Below are 20,019 nucleotides of genomic sequence, written 5' to 3'. Positions count from 1 at the left end.
AACAAAGGTAATCATTTAGCGCTTTAACTCTAATCCTAATTTAAGCGGTGTGTTGACCGCCTTTAGTAAAGCCATCATTTGGATTTTATGCAACTTAAAAATGACGGGCTCTGCCCCCTCAGCCTGATATTCAAATTCAACAAAATTTGTATCATCAATATAGTGGCAGGCTAAGCCATTGCCGTCTTCTAGTTTAAATTTAATATGTCCCATAATCTAATGCCCCAATGCCGTTAAAATAGTAAAAATCGATGATTCGTCGAAATGATCAAGGATTTTATTCTTCAAAAGCCAATGAATACTTCGCGAGTACAACAGATCACTTTCTTTTTCGCTTCAGCCAAATCACTAAACCTGTAAAAGGCAGACTTGCAGCAATCAATCCCGCAAGAAAAGCGAGCAACTTTCCAAATAAACCCAGCACGCTTCCGGTATGAAGATCATAGTTCAGGGCAATGAGCTTCGCTCCTGCGCCCAATTCAGTAAATCCAATACCTTTTTGAAGCAATTTACCATTGTACCTATCGAAACGGTACTGCAGGCGATCGTAGAACTGAATGCTACTTTGATAAGCAGAAACATTGACGGTTCCGCTTTTAGCTGCAGGGAAATTGTACAGAAAATAAGCACTTGCAGGAGCAGAGGCTTGTGCCTGCTTCAGGATGAGGTCTGCAGGTAATTTGCCCAGGGACTGGGTAGTGTCTGAGAGTACTTTAGATTTTTTATCTGTTGTAAGTTCAAAGGACCATGCCAGACCAGTCAGGGCGATAATCAGCAGCAGTAGCAAAGCATAAAAACCCAGCACATTATGCAAGTCGTAGTTCAGGCGTTTAAATTTAGCATTCCATTTGATCCGGAAGTTATTTTTCAACTGCTTGCGCTTCCATTTCTTTGGCCACCACAACACCAGTCCTGAAAGCAGCAATACGACAAAGCAGACTACCGACCAGCGCACAATAACATGTCCTACTGCATCTCCGAGCAACAAATTCATGTGCAGGGCAAGTACTAAAGTAAAAAACTCATATTTCGCGTTTTCCAAATGAATCACCTCCCCTGTATAGGGATTCAGGTAAACTTTGTAGAAGTACTGGTAATAATTCCAGTAACCGAAAGCTTCCTTATCAACTTTCAGCGCCCGGAACATATAAGCCCCTGAAGGATCTTGAGGCAGTTGTGCTCTGGAGATTTTGTGTTCCTTACCTATAGCCTTTTCTGCAATGGGCAGCAGGATGTCTAAGGACAGCTTCTGTTTGCCTGTAGGTGCATCTACATATAAACGGTCTTGATAGACGAATGATTTGATCTCATCAGAAAATGCATAAATAGCACCCGTAAGTCCCAATATAAACACCACTAGCCCGGACGCCAGTCCGAGCCAGAGGTGTATTTGACCGATAATTCTTTTAGCAGTCAAAGTTAAAATTTAAGTGTTAGACCAGCAGCGATTGTTCTTGGCATCTGAGCGGTCAATACGCCTTGACCTGCAAAATAAAGTTCGTCGGTCAGGTTGTCTACCTTGATGCCTAAACGGTATTTCGGGCGGTCATAGAATAAAGTAGTGGTAGCCATCACATAAGAAGGCAGCGTAAAGACACCGGTAACTGCGGAATTCCCCGTCAGGTGTTTACCGATGTAATTGATGCCTACACCCAATCCTAGTCCTTTCAGCTCCGTATCTGTAAAAGCATAACTGACCCAGGAATTGATCAAAACCGCAGGTCCGGCTGATGCTGGTCTTCTACCATTTAGCGCGACTGCCGCATCCGTGAGCTTACTGTCATTGTAACTGTAACCAGCTATGATATTCAATCCAGCCAAAGGGTTGGCTATTAGCTCCAACTCGATCCCTTTACTTTTTTGTGTACCCTTTTGGACGGTGATGTTATAGTTGACATTGTCGATATTCACAGTTTCGGTATAAGTCATATTGCTTACACTAATATCGTAATAACTGGCAGTAAAACTTAATTTACCTTGTAAAAGGTCCATTTTAGCACCACCTTCAAATTGGTTGGCTTGCTGAGCCTTGAATGTTCCGGATAAATCATTTAACGGCTGTGCCACCGGAGCCACATTTGCAAATCCGTTCATGTAGTTTCCAAATAAAGAAACCTTGTCTTTAACTACCTGGTAAACCAAACCAAATTTAGGGGAAAATGCAGTCTGCAGATACTGGCTCTTATCAATCAGTTTGTTTGTGATCTGGTTACGGGTTCCTTTGTTGTGAAAACGGTCTACACGTAAACTCAACATCGCCAATAAACGATCGGTTACATTCAACACATCTGAGGCATAAGCACTATAGATATTGCTTTTGGTGTTGTTCTTCGTAGGCGCAGCAGTACTCGCAGCCAATCTCGCCTCAACTGCCGCTCGGTTGATCTTTACATAATTCGCATCCGGGTTCAGACCACTGGTATTGTCAAAGACAATATAGGGGGAATTGTCGTTGTTGATCGTTTGGTTTAGATAGTCGAATCCCACTACCATGCGGTTCCTCAATCCAAGCACCTTAAAGTCGCCGGTAAAGTTCTGTTGCAGATCAGCAGAACTATTCACTGAATTTTGCAAAGAAACATTCCTTTCCAGCATCTCATCAGATGTAGCACCTCGTATAAACTGATACTGGTAAAAGCCGTTCGACTTACGCGTGTTATTGGAATAAATGGTCTGTGAAGTCCATTGATCAGAAATCTTGTAAGTGATCTGAGCTTTGATGTTCACTGTCGGATTCTTCATGACCAGATCATTGCTGGTGAAAGAACGGTTCCAGTCGAAATTTAAAGCTTCAGGTGTGGTAGCAATGTAGGGACGAACGCGGTTCAGGAATACCGAAGCTGGACTAGTACCTTCCAGCTCATAGAAACTTGCGCTCATGCTGAGGTTGAGCCGCTCAGATGCACGGTATTCTAAAGCAGGCGCGATAAAGGTCGACTTCTTGAAGCCTGCATCCTGATAGCTATTCTGGTTCTGGTAAGCTGCGTTCATGCGAAACAACAACTTTTTATCAGCATTCACCGGACCATACACATCAGCGCTAACCCTGTTCAAACCGTAGCTTCCAGTCGTGTAGTTCACTTCGCCACCCAATGTATCTACAGGTTTTTTAGTCACAATATTAATCAGTCCACCAAAGGAAACCACTGCTCCTCCGTACAAAGTACCCGAAGGTCCCTTTACCAATTCTACGCGTTCGATATTTGCAGGCTCTACCTCACCATTGGTTTGTGCCGGAACACCATCTACCAAAGCTGCTTCAGTACGGAAACCACGCATGCTATAAGAAGAAGCACCGTCACTATTGATACCCCTGCTGCCCTGGATTTTGTAAACACCAGGACTGTTCTTGAGCGACATGCTAAATTCAGTAACCATTTGCTCATTGAGCAGGGTTCTGGGAATGGTAGTGTATACTTGTGGATTTTCCAGGTTACCTAAGGGCATTTTTGCCGAAGTTGTGGTTTTCTTAACCGAAAACTTATTGGTATTTCCGCCATTTACCACCACTTCTTCCAATTGCTGGTTGCTTTCCTTCAATACAAAACTCAGATTTACAGTCTCGCCTGCCCTTAGCTCAACCTGCTCGCGCTGGTTCTCCAGCCCTACGAAACTTGCTTCTACGGTATACTTGCCTGCTTCCAGATCCCTGATGCTGAAATTACCCCGTGCATCTACCTGAGCTATTTTCCCACCTTTGATGGCCACAGTCACAAACTCCGCCGGTTTTCCATCACTGGTCTTTACCGATCCCTTAATTGTTCCCTTACCACCGGAGCTTTGTATCGTGATCTGTTTGCCTTTGATACTGAGTCCCTTCAGGGATTTTCCAAAGAGTTCAGCAAGCGCTGTTTTTAGCGGTACGCCATTAAAATCGGGGCTTACTTTTTTCCGGACGTCCAGTTGGGTACTGGAATAACTGAAACTCACATCCATCTGCTTTTCAATCGCACTGAGCACTTCCGAAATCGAAACCTCCCTCATGCTGAGTTTAATTGGTTTCTCCAAAATGTTCTCCTGTGCAAATACGGCCAACTGACTAAATAACAGACCGAGGATGAGCAATATTTTAAATGTGTTTTTTTTCTTTTGGGTACAAGCTTTGTACATACTTTTGTTAGATTGTTTAATTAATGATGAATTGATTGACAATAATACCCGGTGTAAAGGTTTGGCGACTGATCACCGGGTTTTTTATGGATATATGGGTAAAGAACAGGAGATTCATATTAAGGGGAAATGTGGTAAACGCCATCCTTCAGACGGTAATTGAACTTGATGGCGAAAGCAAGACTTTCCAATACCGTTTTCAGATCAGGCTGCTGGAACTGACCACTGTAGCGCTCAGCTTTCAAAGCAGCATTCTTGATTTCAATATCTACACCATACCAGCGCTCAAGCGTCTGCACAATATCGCCAAGCCTGGAATCATCGAAAACCAATTCATTGTCTTTCCAGGCAAGGTGCTTCGCGGTATTTACAGCAGTCCATTGCATTTTTCCAGTACCGGTAAATACCCCCCGCTGACCGGCAATAAGCTCAAGACTGTCTTTTGACTGATTAGAGGAAAACCGTACACGGCCTTCTTCTACCACTACCGAGCTCTGCGTTTCAGTTTCATAGGCGCGCAGGTTGAACCTGGTGCCCAATACGGTTAGCCTGGTATCTTTTGTTTTGATGGAAAATGGTCTTGAAGCATCTTTAGCGACTTTAAAAAAAGCTTCGCCTTTAAAAGTGACCATCCTGGAATTTGAGGCAAAGGACGTCGGGAATCTCAGCACGCTTTCTGAATTGAGTTGTACCAGCGTCCCATCAGGGAGCGTCACACTCAACTTCTGTCCCTCCAATGCCCTGATTTCTCTGTAAACCTGCTGCGCTGAGGGATCTGGAGCAACCTGCCTGTTAGCTATATAAACCACTGCTACACTAAAGACCAACAACACAGCAGCTGCAAGCGACCAGATTTTAGGAATACGAAAGACCTTTTGTTGAACCGGAACTTCATCTAAACCAAAGCGCTCGGATATTTTCTTCCAACCTTTATCTTCTACTGTCTTCAGATTCAGCTCATCAGGAAAGCTTTGCTCAGCTTCTTCATTGTCCAACCAATGCTCCACCATGGCAGATTCCTCCGCTGTACATTGTCCAAGGTGATATCGCTGAATGAGTGCTTTAGTAATTTTCATATATGCAGGCCCCTATTGTGCCCATATACTAAAGCCGGATAAGCGTCCATTTTTCCTAGGTCGGAATTGAAAAAAAATGAACTATTTTTTAATTACCTGAATGACTGCAGGTTTTGACGAAGCATACTCATCGCTTTATACAGATGGTACTCTACGGTCTTCTCGGAGATGACAAGCTGTGCCGCAATGCGCTTGTTGTTGAAACCCTGTTCCTGACTCAGACGGTATACCTCCCTGCAGCGACACGGCAAAGCCTCCACCAACAACTCCAACGTCCCCTTAAGCTCATTGAAGAATATCTGCTCCTCTGTACAATTGCGGCCGTCGCAATTTCCACGCAATGCACAGTCCACATGTTCCTTGTGGCTGATGCTGCTGCGTAAATAATCAAAAGCCTCCAGCTTCGCCGCCCGGTTTAGGTATTGTTCTATGCTCGTCCTGATCACCAGCTTGTCCCTGCGCTCCCAAATGGAAGCGAAAAGATCCTGACTGATCTCCTCTGCGATCTCCTGATCCAAGGTGTAGTGATAGATGATCCCGAATACATTCTTCCAGCAGGTTCTGTAAATCTGTGCAAAGCGCTGCTCATCCATTGGGTAGATGGGGGCTAGGGCCGACTGAGCCTGATTGAATGGAGATCCGGACACTTGAGTAATTTTTTGTCCAAAGCTAAGTAATTAACTGGAATCGGTCTAAATAATAACAAGGAAATTTTGTTTTTAGGTGTTAAACAAAAGATTTCAACAATCCTGAACAGCTCGACAATTGATTTTATCTTTGCCATTGATGAAATTACCCTTACGCATCCATTTTGAAGGACAGGATTACAGTTATACCATATTGAACAATACCCTTGACCGCAGTACCATGGAATTCAGGATCAGCATGGCCGACCAGCAATACACCCTGGTCCGCAATGAAAAAAATGAATGGAGCTGTGTGGATTTGACGATCGGAGACAATCCAGATCTGTTGATTGCCATCGCAAGAAACATCGGCCTCCGTTATAAACTTTAATTCAAAGTTCCGGAAAGCCCATAAAAAAAGGGGGCTTTCGCCCCCATGATCTTATACTAATTCTGCAAATTGACTGCGTTCCTGCCTGAACTGCTCTATCGGCATGTCATACAGCCAGGAGTTGCGTTCATTCTTACGCTCGGCAAAATGCACGAAGGAAATGTCATTCTCCACGATGTGGATGTTATCGCTCGGGGTTACCACCAACAGTTGCAGGTGCAATTGTTTACACAACGTGATCAGGTACCTCGCCTTATCCTCATCCTGTGCTTTAAATGCCTCATCAATCGCAATAAAGCGGAAAGAATTGGTCTGTAAGCCTTCTTTGGTCAAGCCAAACTGATAGGCAATTGCAGATCCCAAAATGGTATAGGTCAATTGCGCCTTCTCTCCACCGGAAAGCTGCCCCATATTTTCGTAGGTCTTGAATTTCTGACCTGTTTCTTTATAGAACTCTTCTGCTTTATAGCTGAACCAGCCACGAACATCCATTACCTTTTTACGCCAATCCTCTTTCTCCAGACGCTTGATCAAGGGTTCGATGTGCTGCTCAAAATGCAGACGCTTACCATCTTCCACACTTTCAATTTCTTTCACATTAGGAATTGCCATTTTCAGCAGGTTACGGAACTCCCGCACGTCTTCGCTGATCTTATTCGGGATCACCAATTGGATGTAAGTGCTTGGAGAATGCTTAAAGTTGATTTCACTCAAAGCCTCATTCAGCACACGGATGTTTTCTTTAATCGCATCTGCCCAGTTTTCGAAGAACATCCTGAAATCACCCACCTTATTGGTAATGGTTTCCTGCAGATACTCATCAAATTTCTTCTCATGCCTTGGCAGGTTGTCCTGTTGCAGTCGCTGCAGAAACTTCTGGTACTCTCCTATGAACTCCAGATTTGCCGAATCTGGCAATGCATTCACATCAGAACGCCAGTCTTTAAACTTAGCACTGATCTCTTCTGCAGGTTGTTTGAAAGCATTTATTTTCAGTATGGCCGCATGTTCTTTGCTACTGCGCTCACGCTCCAGCCTGGTCGTTTCGGTCCGGTTATTTTCCCGGAAAGAATCGTTGGCGCTCTTGAATCCAGCATAGTCGATGTGCTGAAGATCGGGATGGGCCGCTTCAAAAATGCTGACATCCACCTGCCTGCCGGCAAAAATACCAAGCGTATTCCGATAGCCGTCCAGCTCCTTCTGCAGATTTTCCAACTGATCTTCCTGCTTGTATTTCTGTCTGTTTTTAGCTTCCAGTTCAATGCCATTGGTACTCAGACTCAGTTTCACCGCTTTCAACTGATCTTTCAGCGCCCGGTTCTTATCATTCGTCTGATCCAACCTTTGTTTCAGTTCCTGCTTTTGCTGAATGTCAGCCACGAAAACCGACCAATTGATGTCATCGAAGCTGGCAAATGAAGAAAGAAATGTACCCAGACGCTCTTTGGTCATCTCAATTTGCTTCAGGTTATTGGCCAGGGTCTTCAGGTATTGTTTGTTTTCTTCCTGAGTGACAATGATGGCCTCCAGTTCTTTTTTCAACAAACTGATTTTCTCTTTATTGTCCCAGCCCAATACAAAGTTTTCCCTTCGGGATACATGCGCCCGGTCGTCCTTTTCGTGTTTTCCTTTTACAGCCTTGATCAGTCCTTCTTTGGTAAGGGCCTTTTCTGTAAACTGGTTAAACTCGCTGAGGCTGGCTGCACAGGTATAGTCAAACTGACCTGCAATCAATTCTTCCAGCCATTCGGCATAGTCGCTGTCTGTCTTAAACTCGAGTTTGTTCACCAATAAGTTGTCTTCATAAGACCTCCTGCGCAGGCTACCCATAGAGGTATGGCCCTGATAGCGCTGGTAGGTGATGCGGCCGCGCAGATTGGTACGGTTTACATAAGCATTCACCTGTTTGTAATATTTCTCCGGCACCACCATGCGCAATGCAAAGGCGTGCAGTACCTTTTCAATTGCTGGCTCCCATTCGTTCTCTTCTTCCATCACACGGATCAGCTCACCAATGAAAGGCATCTCTTCTGCCGTGGCACCGATATGTTCCAGGATTTCCTCACGGATATCGGCCTCACGGCCGGATATGTTGTTTTTATTTTTTTGGATGGACTGAACCGTGCCCACTAACGCTGCACTTTGCTCGCTCAATTTATCCTCTTCATTGCGGGCCTTGCGGATCAGTTCGTCTTCAGCACTGCGTTTGAAATCGCAATCGCCTTTTTTTAGCGCCGCCTGCTTTCGGGAAGCATCAAAAGTTTTCTGATCCGGATTTGTAGGCAAGCCTAAACCAGTAGCCAGTGCATTATAACTATCGAAACGGTGTTTGGTCTGATCACGGCTGCGCTCCAGCTTCAGGATGTCCTGACTCAGCTTTTCGATCTGCTGTTCCACCTCATCACTCGCCAGGGAAATGGACAGGTCACGTTCCTGCAATTTCAGTTCCTCTTCTTTTTCTTTCAGTTTCAGGATTTCCCCGTCGAGCGTGGCCATCCTGAGCTTTAGGTCTTCCAGTTCCAGTGCAGTCAGTTCCGTGCCTTTGGCCGTGAACCAGTAAACCGCAATTTCTTTATCTTCTTCCAGATTCCTGATCCTTCTCGCGATGTCTTCCAGGTTCCTGGCCAGTTCATCGATCGGGATCAGCTGCGCGATCTGCTCCTTTGCCTTCTCAATGTTCATTTTCGCATCCATAAGGGTCATGAAGTTATCCTTCAACTGCATAAACTCATATTCTGCATCCAGAAGTTCCAGCATGTTTACGCGGATAAAATCATCCAGGTCATCCAATACCTTCACCCCCACTACCTGGTTGAACAAGCTGGAAGCCTTTACAGAACGCATGCCCAGCAATTGCGCCATACGCTCCCCGTATTTCACGGGGCCTTCCTGAAACTCGATACGTTTTTTCTGAATACCAGTGTTATACAGTTTTTCCAGGCGCTTTCTCCAGTTGCCTTTTCCGTCAAATGGCGTAAAATCTTTCTCAATTTCCAGAGGTACTCTGCCGATCCCGAAATTACGCTTCAGCTCGCCGTTGGCAAACCAGCGCACCTGGAATAAGGTGACTACCTGGCCATCTGTATTCTCAAAGCAGGCCAGCAACACCGAGTAAGTGGTATGGTCCCGGAGTTTTTGGGTCGTTGTGCCCGACTCTCCTTCTTTCTGGATGTTTCCATAGTGACCATACACGTAACTCTCTTCTGTACGGTCACCTTTTTTCTCTGCTCCCGAGCTCTGGTTGTAAAAACGATCGTTCTTTACCGGCACCAATAGTGTCAGTAAAGCATCTATAAAGGTACTCTTACCCGAAGCATTGGCCCCGGTAAGCAGTGAATTATTTCCCCTCGGTGATATACGAAAGATCTCCCCATCGAAAGTCCCCCAATTGTATACCTCCATGTATTGCAGGCGGAAACCTGCTTTATCTGAACTGGTGCTAAACAAACTATACATATTCCTCCAGTTTTAATTTAAAGTCTTTTAATATATCGAGGGTCACTTTGTCCTTGATCACGCGCTGGATCTGGTACAGGGGATCGGCTTCAGCCTTCATCATTTTCAGGTACCCTAGCTCCAGTAGCCTCTTAATGCAGACATCCAGTTCCTGCAAGAGCTTCACCCTGTTGTATTTTTCCGGCAGAAAGAGTTCTACTTCTTCCCTGATGCCGCTGTGGCGGATGAACTTTTCACTGGCCTGTACCGCAGTAGGGTTGTGATCAAATTCCTCCAGCAACTGCCTGAGGACTACGAGTACTATAGAAGCCTCGAAACCGATTGGCCTCCTGCTCACCAAGCCAAGGGTATTGCCCTCGCTGTCTTCAAATTGGGTGACAAAAGCCAGTCCCTCTTCTTTTCTTAAGATCAGTTCCAGGCCCATTACATTGATGTAGTCCTGTATTTCTTGCTGGTAGTGCAGCAGGTCTTCCCATATAGAATAGCTGCTGTATACCGTACCATTTTTTAAAAGCTTCACCACCGCCCTTGACCAGGGTTTCAGGTTGTCTTGCAAATTGCTCATTTCGTTAATATTACTTCAGGGATATGGATGGTCTTCCTAGAGTCGCGGTCAAAGACCACACGCTGTTGGGATTCCCTATTAATGGTATGTTTAAAATCCTTACTCACAGAGAGGTAGCCAAAGAGTTCCGGCAAACCTTCATTCAGTCCACCATTCAGCTCGATGATCTCTGCCAGGCTTGCCTGTGCCTTATCGCCCAGTATTTTCTTGATGTTGTGCTTGATTAACTCTCTGTCTACCCGTTTCTGGCCAAACAGTTTGCCGAGGTTGCTGGCATTCAGGAAATCGCTCTCTGCCCTTCTAGGCCTGTTTCTGTACTGGATTTCTTCAGTAGGTTCGAAGGTCAGCTTGCGCTCAAAGGGCAGGTTGATCTCAGGTTCCGACTCCAGCATGAAGCCGATGTCGGGCCGCTGTTTCTTTTTCCCAACTTCTATCAATTTGGTTTTGATCTCCTGGATGAGGTTGCGGGTCGCGTGTACCTTGGAACTTTCCGTTTCCCGAATGATACGGCTCAGCTTCTCCGCCATTTTATCGTTGGCCTTATACACTTTCTGCCCGGCAGCATGGAGGAATTTCTTCATGTCCTTCAGAAAGATATCAGACGTACTGATTTCTTTACCATCGAGCCTTTCAAAAAGCGATTTACTCAATTTTGTCCAGTCTTCCTGCAGTGAGGGATTGAGCAGGAATGACCAGAAAGCATAGAAACTCTTGCCTTGCTGACTCTCTTTGAGTTCGTCCAGGGCATCAAAAGTAAACTCCAGGATATGGTCTTTGGTCAGGCTTCCTTCCGCATGTTTGAGGTAGATCTGCTTGGTGATCTCACGGAAATTATCTTCTACTTCCTTGAAATCCGAAAGCAGTTCTTTGGCCGATTGGTTCAATTGATTGAACCTAGGGATGATTTCGTAGTCTTCATAAACCTTCACGCCTTCGCCAGCTTTAAGGCTTTTGATCTGTGCTTCTATTTCCTTTTTCTTGGCTTCCAGCATCTGGATCCGCTTCTCCTGATCATCGTCAGTAAATTCTACAAGATCACCCAGCTGACTGAATATGTCTTTAAATCTGGATTCTGCACCTACAAATTCCTTCTTCTCCAGGCTTAGCAACCAATCAATGGTCTTGCTGCTGTGTGAAGAAATTTCATAAAACACCTCACCCTGATCGTCCTGATAATTCGTTAGTAAGCCGGTATCGGTCCATTTGCGGATATACTTGCGGGCTTTCATCTCGTAAGTATCAAATACTTCCAGGTCCATCTCCTCATCCTGATCTACTTCTTTACGGTCCAGGTAGTCAGATAAGCTATTGTGTATCTGATCGGAAGACACTACGGCCTGTCCTTCCATGAACGTTTGGATAATAAACTCCAGTATCAGCTCCCGGTTTTTGAGCTTCAATAAGCCCACACTAGGTGAGCTCTCCATGATCTGAAGTATCTTTTCACTTTGCAGCATACGCAGGTTTAGTATTTATAAGTAGGGGCGCAAAACTAAAAAAAAACATGATATTTTTGAAGACTATATTCCATTAATGAAGATAGCGGAGGAAGGACGGGGAAATGGGCTAAATCTTAATACTTAGCCTAGCTCCAAATCATGCTAACCATTCTTACCTTGGACATAAAATTTAAAATCTTGATGACCTAATGTTAGCAATTTTTCACAAATTGCAATTTCTACAACACACACCAAATGATTACTGAACTGAATAATGGCTTGGTCAGCAAGCCACACTATCCTATATTGGACGGTCTTCGCGGTGTTGCCGCAATTATCGTTGTGACCTTTCATCTGGCAGAACCCTTTTCAACCAGTAATCTAGATAAATTCGTCAATCATGGTTACCTGGCTGTCGACTTTTTCTTTTTACTGTCCGGCTTCGTGATCGGTTATGCCAACGACGATCGCTGGCATAAAATGACAGCAGGCAATTTCTTCAAACGCAGGATCATACGCCTTCAGCCAATGGTGGTTTTGGGAATGACACTCGGTGCCCTGGGATTCTATTTTACAGATTCTACGCTCTGGCCACTCATTCATACCGTACCATTATGGAAAATGCTATTGGTACTACTCGTCGGTTATACGATCCTGCCTGTCCCCTTGTCGCTAGATATACGTGGATGGGAAGAGATGCATCCATTGAATAGTGTCGGGTGGTCACTGTTCTTTGAATACATTGCCAATATTCTTTATGCCGTTTGGATCAGGAAATTTTCCAAAATGGCATTGAGCATCTTAGTGGCCATTTCTGCCGTAGCCCTCACACATCTGGCCATTACAAATGGTGATGTCAGTGGTGGCTGGACGTTGAATGTAGAACAGGTGCGCATTGGACTCACACGCGTCATGTTTCCTTTCTTTGCCGGTCTTTTGATTTCCCGTGTCGCCAAACCGACGCATATTAAAAATGCCTTTTTATGGTGCAGCCTTCTAGTAGGCATCGTTCTTTATATGCCGCGCATTGGTGGCGCTGAGCAGATTTGGATGAATGGGATCTATGACTCTTTTTGCATCATCATTGTATTCCCGCTTATCGTATACCTCGGGGCTAGTGGACTGGTGCAAAGCCAAAAAGAGAACAAAATCTGTAAATTCTTGGGCGACATATCCTATCCGCTTTATTTGGTACATTACCCGATTGTTTATTTTTATGTAGCCTGGATCAGCAACAACAAAGGTCTTACCATTGCAGAAGCATGGCCATATGCCTTAGCTATTTTAATAGGCAGCATTATTTTGGCCTATGCCGCGCTAAAATGGTATGATGAGCCGGTGCGGAAATGGCTGCGGAAAAAGCTGGCCTAGGATGAGTAGCGAACATCAGTCCGAGTCTCCAATGTTAGCCCAGGTCAGGAAGACTTGGGTTCATTACTGATCTTCCCGTTTAACATTGATACCGTCACATTATTCTAATATATTAGCAGGGTTATAAATTCCGCGAAATCTGGCCATGCGTATTCTTTATTCTCTAGCTATAGTTCTGTCTCTGTTATCATTTGGCTGCATGCAGGAAAAACTACCTCGGGATGTGCCTCCCCCACGAATCCGGTACACCGCTGTATTGGCTGGCGATACTGCCATTTTATGGCTGGAGAAATCTGTAGCTACTTTCAAAGGCAATCTGGAAATTCACTATCGACAGGGCTATAAGGATTCGGGTGAAGTAAAAGGTGGAATAAGGGGTGATACGCTATTTGGCGACTATCTTTTCCGTACTTACGGATTGCCAAAATGGAACCGAAATCCTTTGATGCTGCTCAGAAAAGGAGATCAGTTGGTCATGGGTGGTGGCGAATTTAAGTGGACCATGGGCATCCCTCATTTCAACCGCAGGTTCCCCATCGACTTCGATGAAGACAAAAGATTTGTATTCAGGAAAGCCAGGTAATTTATAAGATTTTATATATTAGCGCTTTAGCTAAATATATAAGAAGTGTATAAGAACAAAACCATGGAAACTGACAACAGCGTTAGTACATTTATGTAATCGGTGGAGGACCTGAACAAAAAGGCAGATTGCTATACCATCATTGAAATGATGGAGCGAAAAACCGGATTCAAAGCAAAAATGTGGGGTACCGCTATCGTAGGATTTGGCAGTTACCATTACAAATATGCCAGCGGTCATGAAGGAGACGCCCCACTGATCGGCTTGTCTCCCCGGAGTGCAGCCATCGTGCTTTATTTGGCTTCCAGTTTCCCTGAAAAGGAGGCATTGCTCAAACAATTGGGAAAGCATAAAACCGGCGTGGGCTGCATTTACATTAAAAAACTGGAACATGTAGACACCGGGATTTTAGAGCGATTGATGGAATGTTCCCTTGCGCAATTGAAAAGCTGAGCCAATCGAAGCAATGACTATAAAATAAGTAGTTATTAATTAATATTAGTCAAAAAATCACCTGAGAAATCGTAATAAATGTATCTAAAGCAATAAAAACACGTTCTTTTAATAATTACTACTATTTCCGTAGATTTAATTGCAAATATAAAATAATGCGCTATATTTGCCTTATTAAATTATAACAGTCTTGATGATCAAAACAAAATGAGAACAGAGTTACATTTTATGAAAAGCAACCTAAAGCAGTCTATTGTTCAAAGTGCATGTGCCGAACGCTGCTGTTGCTGTTGTTGACATCCGTCTTGATGGCGATGTAAATTCGCCCTATTCAAATTCTTAATGTATCAACTGGCTTCCTGAAGCCAAAAGCCATCGACGCATGCGTTGCAGGACGAGGTATGCGCAAACCAAACGACCATTTAAATTAAAAAATCATGAACAAAAGATTACTCACTCTTCTCTCACTCCTGCTGACGGCAAGCTTTGCTTTTGCCCAAAGCACCGTAACCGGTGTTGTAAAACGCAGTAACGGAACACCTGTACCACGCGCAACCGTTAAGATAAGGGGCACCAATGTTTCTGTAAGTGCGGATGACAATGGTGTATTTAGCATCACAGCAAAGGAAGAACCTCCTTTTTACCTTCAGATCAGCTCTGTAGGTTACAAAGCGCAGGATTTTCAGGTATTGAAACTTCAGGATACTCCGCTGGAACTTGTGCTGGTAGAAAGTGCATTGCTAGACGAGATCGTAGTGACTTCGAGAAGACGCTCGGAGGCACTACAGGACGTACCTATCCCTATTACGGTAATTGGCGGACAGGCTGCTGAAAATGCTGGCGCATTTAACGTAAACCGACTAAAAGAACTGGTTCCTTCTCTACAGTTGTATGCTTCTAACGCAAGGAACACTACACTGAACATCCGCGGATTGGGCTCCACTTTTGGTTTGACCAACGATGGTATAGATCCGGGAGTGGGCTTTTATGTAGATGGTGTATATCACGCTCGTCCGGCAGCTACTTCAACTGACTTTTTAGACATCGAAAGAATAGAGGTTTTAAGAGGCCCGCAAGGAACGCTTTTTGGAAAAAATACCACTGCAGGTGCATTTAATATTACGACCACCAAACCTTCTCAAACCCCTGGTGCCAAGCTGGAAGTGGGCGTCGGAAATTATAACTTCATCCAGGTAAAAACCTCGGTTACCGGTGGATTGGCTAAAAATCTGGCCGCAAAAATCTCCATCTCCGGTACTCAACGTGATGGTACCATCTGGAATACACTGGAGCAACGTAAATACAGCGGACAAAATAACCTGGGCTTTAAAGGCCAACTGTACTACACTCCTTCAGAAAATACGCAGGTCCTCCTGAGTGGTGATGTGAGCATACAACATCCGGCAGGATACCCTCTTGTGATCGCAGGTATTACAACTACAGAGCGAACTCCTTTTCGCCAATATGCGCAGATCATTACCGATCTGGGTTATCAGCAACCTAAAGTAGATCCTTTTTCAAGAGAAATCTCAACAAACAGCCCATGGAGACATAACCAATCTATCGGCGGTATCTCCTTAAACGTAGATCACAAGATCGGAAAAGGTACACTGACCTCTACTACTGCATGGAGATTCTGGAACTGGGATCCTACCAATGACAGGGATTTTTCGGAATTCTCTGCTTTAACTAAATCTCAAGGTAACACAAGACATGATCAATACTCTCAAGAAGTTAGGTATGCAGGCAATCTGGCAGATAAGTTGAGTGGTGTGGTTGGTGTTTTCGCCCTTTATCAGAACCTTCAGGGACTGGCTCAGACCGAAGAGGTGGGCAAGGACCAGTGGAGATTTGTACAAACCAACACTTCTGCAGCGCAGACGCGTTATAACACTCCTGGATTACTGGACGGTTTCGGAATCACCACCAACTCGACCATCAAATCTTTAAGTGCAGCTGTATTTGCTCAGGCCGACTGGGAGTTTGTGGAGCACTTGCACGTTTTACCTGGCCTGAGGTTCACTTATGACAAAAAGGATGTGGACTATGACCGAGTAACCTATGGCGGACTTCAAACTACCGACGCAGCTTTACTAGCACTTAAAGCAGCAGTTTACAGCAATCAGCAGTTCAATACCAGTACCGATAACAACAATCTTTCAGGAAACGTAACCCTATCCTACCGTCCATCAACTAAGTTAAACGTATTTGGAACTTACTCTACCGCTTATAAACCGGTAGGTGTAAACGTCGGTGGTTTACCAACAACCTCAAACGGAGAGGCTGATCTTTCTGTAGCTGTGGTAAAACCAGAATATGTGCAGCACTATGAATTGGGTGCCAAAACAAAACCTGTGGCTGGTTTATTGGTCAATGTAACTGCTTTCAATACCGACATCAAGGATTACCAGACCAATGTTCAATCGCCACAATTGGGTGTAAACAGAGGTTACCTGGCAAATGCGGAAAAAGTGAATGTGAAAGGTTTAGAGATTGATGGAAGCTATCAATTAGAGCGTTTCTTAAGCATTAATGCTGCAGTTGCTTATCTGGATGGCAAGTATAAGAAATTCACCAATGCGCCACTGCCTTTGGAGGAAACCGGACATACTGAACTTGTAGAGGGTGTAGCTACTCAGGTTGCTTTTAAAGATGCTTCAGGTGGCAGATTACCTGGTATTTCTAAATGGAATGTTTCTGGTGGTGCTGAACTGAGCACACCTGGTAACCTGGCTTCGCAGGAAGGTAGATTCTTTATCGCTGGTGATGCAAGTTACCGTTCAGATTATTCTTCAAACCCAACTCCTTCCAAAGTATTGGTAGTGGATGCTTACTCGCTGTTCAACGCCAGACTGGGTTTCAAATCAGACAAATTCTCCATCTTTGCATGGGGTAGAAACTTAGGTAATACCAATTACTTCGAACAGTTACAGGCAGCCGCAGGCAACTCAGGACTATATGCTGGAGTACTTGGTGACCCAAGAACTTACGGAGCGACTTTGCGTTTCTCTTTCTAAATAAGATTTAAAGGGTCGCCGGGCAAATGGCCTTGCGACCCTTTAAAAATTGACCGGTAATTTTCTCCCAGAGGAATCTCCTCACCAGCTACCCTTAGACTGGTTTTACCAATCACCTCAACATAAGATTTATTGACCAGATAAGAGCGGTGCACCCGGCTGAAAGTGCTGGCGGATGACAATTGCGACTAAGCCCGCTCTTTATTCGACTAAACTGGTATTGGTTAAATGATTCTCTACTTTAATGCTTTGATTACCAGAGCCCCAGGAGCTGTAGGGTCTTCTGATCCAGCTCTCCATCGAAAAACGCATCAATAACTTGTCTAAAAACAAGATCGGCAGCAGGCACCAATGAGAAAAGGGTCATGCTGGACTTCAATTTGAGTTCATCGGGCGATCCGAACACTGCCTGTGCATCGCGTTTCTTCTGCGCCATCAATGCCTTGCTGATGCCTATTAACCGCTCTCCCAGTACCGGATGACTGAGGTATGCCTGGGCTTCTTGCAAATCTTTAATGGCATAGTATTTTGAGGTATCGGTAAAACCCAATCCCAGCACCTGTGGAAATATATACCACATCCAATGGCTCCGTTTTCTGCCAGCTGTGATTTCCCTGAGCGCATCTTCGTAAGTATTTTGCTGCGCATTCAGGAACCTGGAAAGGCTATTGGTTTCATTCATATCGTAGACGTGAAGAATTTCGGGAATCATAGGTTGTACTTTAAAATCAACAACAATTGGCAGAACAGCTTAGTTTGGAGATTCTTATAATTCATTTATTACCTGCCAAGGGAAGCTCCGCAATATTTGCAGAATTGGGCATCAAAATCATGACCTTCCCTACTGCAGCTCGGGCAAGATTCCGGGAGTTCTTTTTTATGGCGGGCAAGCATAGCCAGATCATGGGTAAGGATTCCTGTAGGAACAGCAATGATAGAATAGCCGATCAACATGACCACTGCCGCAACGAATTTACCCATAGGCGTAACTGGTGAGATATCGCCATAACCCACTGTAGTGATGGTCACGATGGCCCAATAAATACTCTCGGGAATGTTAGAAAACCCATTTTCTCTCTTCTCGACGAGATACATAATAGAGCCCAGGATTACTGTGAGCATCAAAACGGTGAGCAAAAAGATACTGATTTTCCGGATACTGCCTTTTAAAGCCGTCGTTAGGAAATTAATCTCTGTTAGAAAATGTCCCAGTTTAAAAATACGGAACACCCGCAGCAGCCGGAGCGCCCGAAAAACCAACAAGGACTGTGCGCCCACAAAGAAAAACCCAAGGTAGGAAGGAATGAGTGCAATCATATCTATGACTCCCAACAGGCTAAAAACATATTTTAATGGCTTTTGAATACAAATGAGCCTAAGCACATATTCTACTGTAAAGAGTCCGGTAAATACCCATTCCAGTGCATGAAATAGTCTCCCATATTTTACATGCAGGCCTTGAACACTGTCCAGCATGACAACTGCGATACTCGTAAAAATCGCAATTAACAATCCCACATCAAAGGCCTTTCCAGCCGGAGTATTGGATTCGTAAATCACCTCGTGCAAACGGAACTGCCAGTTTTTAGATGCTGATATAGCCATGTGTCTTATAACATCAAAACCGGCCAGATGTTCTATCCATCATCTCTCTTAGTTGTTGATCATAGGATCCAGGTGCTTGTCTTTGTTGCGCAGATCGAGCCCCCCTTCATATACCGATTTGAGGTTGGTAAGGTAAAAATGCCAACCGTTAGAACATCCCAAACGGATGAATTGCCTCGACTGATCGTCGGTAGGAATGTGGTGTTGACGAAGTTCCACCACCGTGTAACCCAGGCTTTCTGTCAGCTTTACATCTACCAGGCATTCACCTTCGAAAGTAAATTGAAGTTGGTCTTTTCCGTTTGCAGATTTTACAGTCCCCTTCATCGGATCGGGGTGTAAATACCAAAGCCATTCGTAGGCAGTACCGGGAGAAGCATTGATGTATTTGCTGACTGGCTCCTGATGCGTATTGAAAAAAGTGGCCTTTTCTAGGAACCATTTTTCCAGTTCATTGGATTTAGTCCAGGCATTATAAATATCCGCAAGCTTAGCTTTGATCGCTATTTTCTTTGTAAATGAAGTCCAGTCGAAATTTTCCATAAATCCTCTGACGCTAACCACGTCATTTTTTAACACAACATACAATTTTTTTATGATTTATCTGTAGCCTCAACACCTGAGATTAAGGAGTCCATCTTGACCTCTACATTAAATATTTCCTATAAATTAACTATTGGTTTATTATAGTTTAAAGAAATTAAACATAAATAAGTTAGAGTAATTGAGCAAATTCATACTAAACTAACACATCATTCATTCATCAATATGTAATTCATTATTAATGTATTTATGAATCAATAATTAAACATTAGAAAGAGGTAAACAACAAAGCACTACTCAAGCAGCCTTTAAATCAATCGTATGAAATTTTTTTACATGAAAGATAAATCAAGAAGCACTGAAAAAAATTGAACTTCAGATTTTTTTTTCATTTCCTAGTTGGCGCAACCTGGATTTTTTTCGATAAAAGCCTGCCCTATTGTATTGCCTTTTTTACATTGGAATCCCCCCGATTTTCTTTAATTTAAACATCAAATCAACAAGCTTATGGAAAACCTAAAAGAAGAAAAAAAGATTTCGATCTTTCTAAATCGGATTAGAAAAGAATGGCCTGGCAAGATTGAACGTTTTGAATTCAAGACCGCAACGGTCATTTACGTTTATCTAAAAGATGGCATATCCAGTCTCGATTTTTCAGAGAAGCTTTCCATGAAACTGGAGCAGTTGGTCGACTTCAGTATACCCTTAATTCTGTACCACGTTGAGAGCGGCGGATTCAGTTTAAGATCACAGCCGGTCAACTGGTATTCGCGCTTGAGATAAG

General features: G+C 44.0%; 18 protein-coding genes. 6 read left to right on the top strand and 12 right to left on the bottom strand.

The window, feature by feature from the left end; all coding sequences use genetic code 11:
* Nucleotides 1-15: 15 nt before the first annotated feature.
* The 5 genes from WAE59_RS13355 to WAE59_RS13335 form a co-directional block, all read right to left on the bottom strand.
* Entirely contained in the window at nt 16-213 is a 198-nt protein-coding gene (locus WAE59_RS13355) for a hypothetical protein (protein ID WP_337856467.1), read from the bottom strand.
* A gap of 106 nt (nt 214-319) precedes the next feature.
* The gene (locus WAE59_RS13350; protein WP_337856466.1) at nt 320-1,417 is read right to left on the bottom strand and encodes a PepSY-associated TM helix domain-containing protein; all 1,098 of its coding nucleotides are present in this window, start codon (nt 1,415-1,417) and stop codon (nt 320-322) included.
* A gap of 2 nt (nt 1,418-1,419) precedes the next feature.
* Nucleotides 1,420-4,110: a TonB-dependent receptor gene (locus WAE59_RS13345; RefSeq protein WP_337856465.1), complete on the bottom strand. Its 2,691-nt coding sequence runs from the start codon at nt 4,108-4,110 to the stop codon at nt 1,420-1,422.
* Between the two features lie 119 nt (nt 4,111-4,229).
* Nucleotides 4,230-5,186, bottom strand: a complete 957-nt coding sequence (locus tag WAE59_RS13340; RefSeq protein WP_337856464.1) for a FecR family protein — start codon at nt 5,184-5,186, stop codon at nt 4,230-4,232.
* A gap of 92 nt (nt 5,187-5,278) precedes the next feature.
* Nucleotides 5,279-5,833 carry an RNA polymerase sigma-70 factor gene (locus WAE59_RS13335; RefSeq protein WP_337856463.1) on the bottom strand — a complete coding sequence of 185 codons (555 nt, stop codon included), beginning with the start codon at nt 5,831-5,833 and terminating at the stop codon, nt 5,279-5,281.
* A 139-nt stretch (nt 5,834-5,972) separates the two neighbouring features.
* Between WAE59_RS13335 and WAE59_RS13330 the strand changes: the two genes are divergently transcribed.
* Nucleotides 5,973-6,203, top strand: coding sequence for a hypothetical protein (locus WAE59_RS13330; RefSeq protein ID WP_337856462.1), 231 nt, complete (start codon nt 5,973-5,975; stop codon nt 6,201-6,203).
* 51 nt (nt 6,204-6,254) lie between these two features.
* Here the strand turns inward: WAE59_RS13330 and WAE59_RS13325 are convergent, their stop codons facing one another.
* From WAE59_RS13325 to WAE59_RS13315, 3 genes are read right to left on the bottom strand one after another with little or no spacing between them, the layout of a single operon-like run.
* Nucleotides 6,255-9,659 carry an ATP-binding protein gene (locus WAE59_RS13325; protein ID WP_337856461.1) on the bottom strand — a complete coding sequence of 1,135 codons (3,405 nt, stop codon included), beginning with the start codon at nt 9,657-9,659 and terminating at the stop codon, nt 6,255-6,257.
* Nucleotides 9,652-10,224 carry a DUF4194 domain-containing protein gene (locus tag WAE59_RS13320; protein WP_337856460.1) on the bottom strand — a complete coding sequence of 191 codons (573 nt, stop codon included), beginning with the start codon at nt 10,222-10,224 and terminating at the stop codon, nt 9,652-9,654. The genes WAE59_RS13325 and WAE59_RS13320 overlap by 8 nt, the downstream gene beginning before the upstream one ends.
* A complete protein-coding gene (locus tag WAE59_RS13315) occupies nt 10,221-11,681 on the bottom strand; it encodes a DUF3375 domain-containing protein (RefSeq protein ID WP_337856459.1) in 1,461 nt (486 codons plus the stop codon). The genes WAE59_RS13320 and WAE59_RS13315 overlap by 4 nt, the downstream gene beginning before the upstream one ends.
* Before the next feature lie 237 nt (nt 11,682-11,918).
* Between WAE59_RS13315 and WAE59_RS13310 the strand changes: the two genes are divergently transcribed.
* From WAE59_RS13310 to WAE59_RS13295, 4 genes are all read left to right on the top strand, one after another.
* Entirely contained in the window at nt 11,919-13,034 is a 1,116-nt protein-coding gene (locus WAE59_RS13310; protein ID WP_337856458.1) for an acyltransferase family protein, read from the top strand.
* A gap of 199 nt (nt 13,035-13,233) precedes the next feature.
* Nucleotides 13,234-13,617 (top strand): hypothetical protein, encoded by a 384-nt coding sequence (locus WAE59_RS13305; protein WP_337856457.1) that lies wholly within the window; start codon nt 13,234-13,236, stop codon nt 13,615-13,617.
* Between the two features lie 102 nt (nt 13,618-13,719).
* Nucleotides 13,720-14,070, top strand: coding sequence for a DUF1801 domain-containing protein (locus WAE59_RS13300; RefSeq protein ID WP_337856456.1), 351 nt, complete (start codon nt 13,720-13,722; stop codon nt 14,068-14,070).
* A 437-nt stretch (nt 14,071-14,507) separates the two neighbouring features.
* Nucleotides 14,508-17,087, top strand: coding sequence for a TonB-dependent receptor (locus WAE59_RS13295; RefSeq protein ID WP_337856455.1), 2,580 nt, complete (start codon nt 14,508-14,510; stop codon nt 17,085-17,087).
* On the opposite strand, the gene WAE59_RS25880 is transcribed toward WAE59_RS13295, so the two are convergent.
* The 4 genes from WAE59_RS25880 to WAE59_RS13280 form a co-directional block, all read right to left on the bottom strand.
* Nucleotides 17,084-17,269 carry a LytTR family transcriptional regulator DNA-binding domain-containing protein gene (locus tag WAE59_RS25880; RefSeq protein ID WP_443147260.1) on the bottom strand — a complete coding sequence of 62 codons (186 nt, stop codon included), beginning with the start codon at nt 17,267-17,269 and terminating at the stop codon, nt 17,084-17,086. The genes WAE59_RS13295 and WAE59_RS25880 overlap by 4 nt on opposite strands.
* Before the next feature lie 71 nt (nt 17,270-17,340).
* Nucleotides 17,341-17,799, bottom strand: a complete 459-nt coding sequence (locus WAE59_RS13290) for a DUF1810 domain-containing protein (protein ID WP_337856454.1) — start codon at nt 17,797-17,799, stop codon at nt 17,341-17,343.
* A 68-nt stretch (nt 17,800-17,867) separates the two neighbouring features.
* Complete coding sequence (locus WAE59_RS13285; RefSeq protein WP_337856453.1) at nt 17,868-18,692, bottom strand: ion transporter; 825 nt, start codon at nt 18,690-18,692, stop codon at nt 17,868-17,870.
* A 48-nt stretch (nt 18,693-18,740) separates the two neighbouring features.
* The gene (locus WAE59_RS13280) at nt 18,741-19,271 is read right to left on the bottom strand and encodes an SRPBCC family protein (protein WP_337856452.1); all 531 of its coding nucleotides are present in this window, start codon (nt 19,269-19,271) and stop codon (nt 18,741-18,743) included.
* Between the two features lie 471 nt (nt 19,272-19,742).
* Between WAE59_RS13280 and WAE59_RS13275 the strand changes: the two genes are divergently transcribed.
* Nucleotides 19,743-20,018: a hypothetical protein gene (locus WAE59_RS13275; protein WP_337856451.1), complete on the top strand. Its 276-nt coding sequence runs from the start codon at nt 19,743-19,745 to the stop codon at nt 20,016-20,018.
* Nucleotide 20,019: the final 1 nt, after the last annotated feature.

It is taken from the genome of Pedobacter sp. GR22-6, from assembly GCF_037402555.1.
Classification (GTDB): domain Bacteria; phylum Bacteroidota; class Bacteroidia; order Sphingobacteriales; family Sphingobacteriaceae; genus Pedobacter.
Note: the sequence above shows the minus strand (reverse complement) of the source record. Positions and strands in the feature narration are given on the sequence as shown.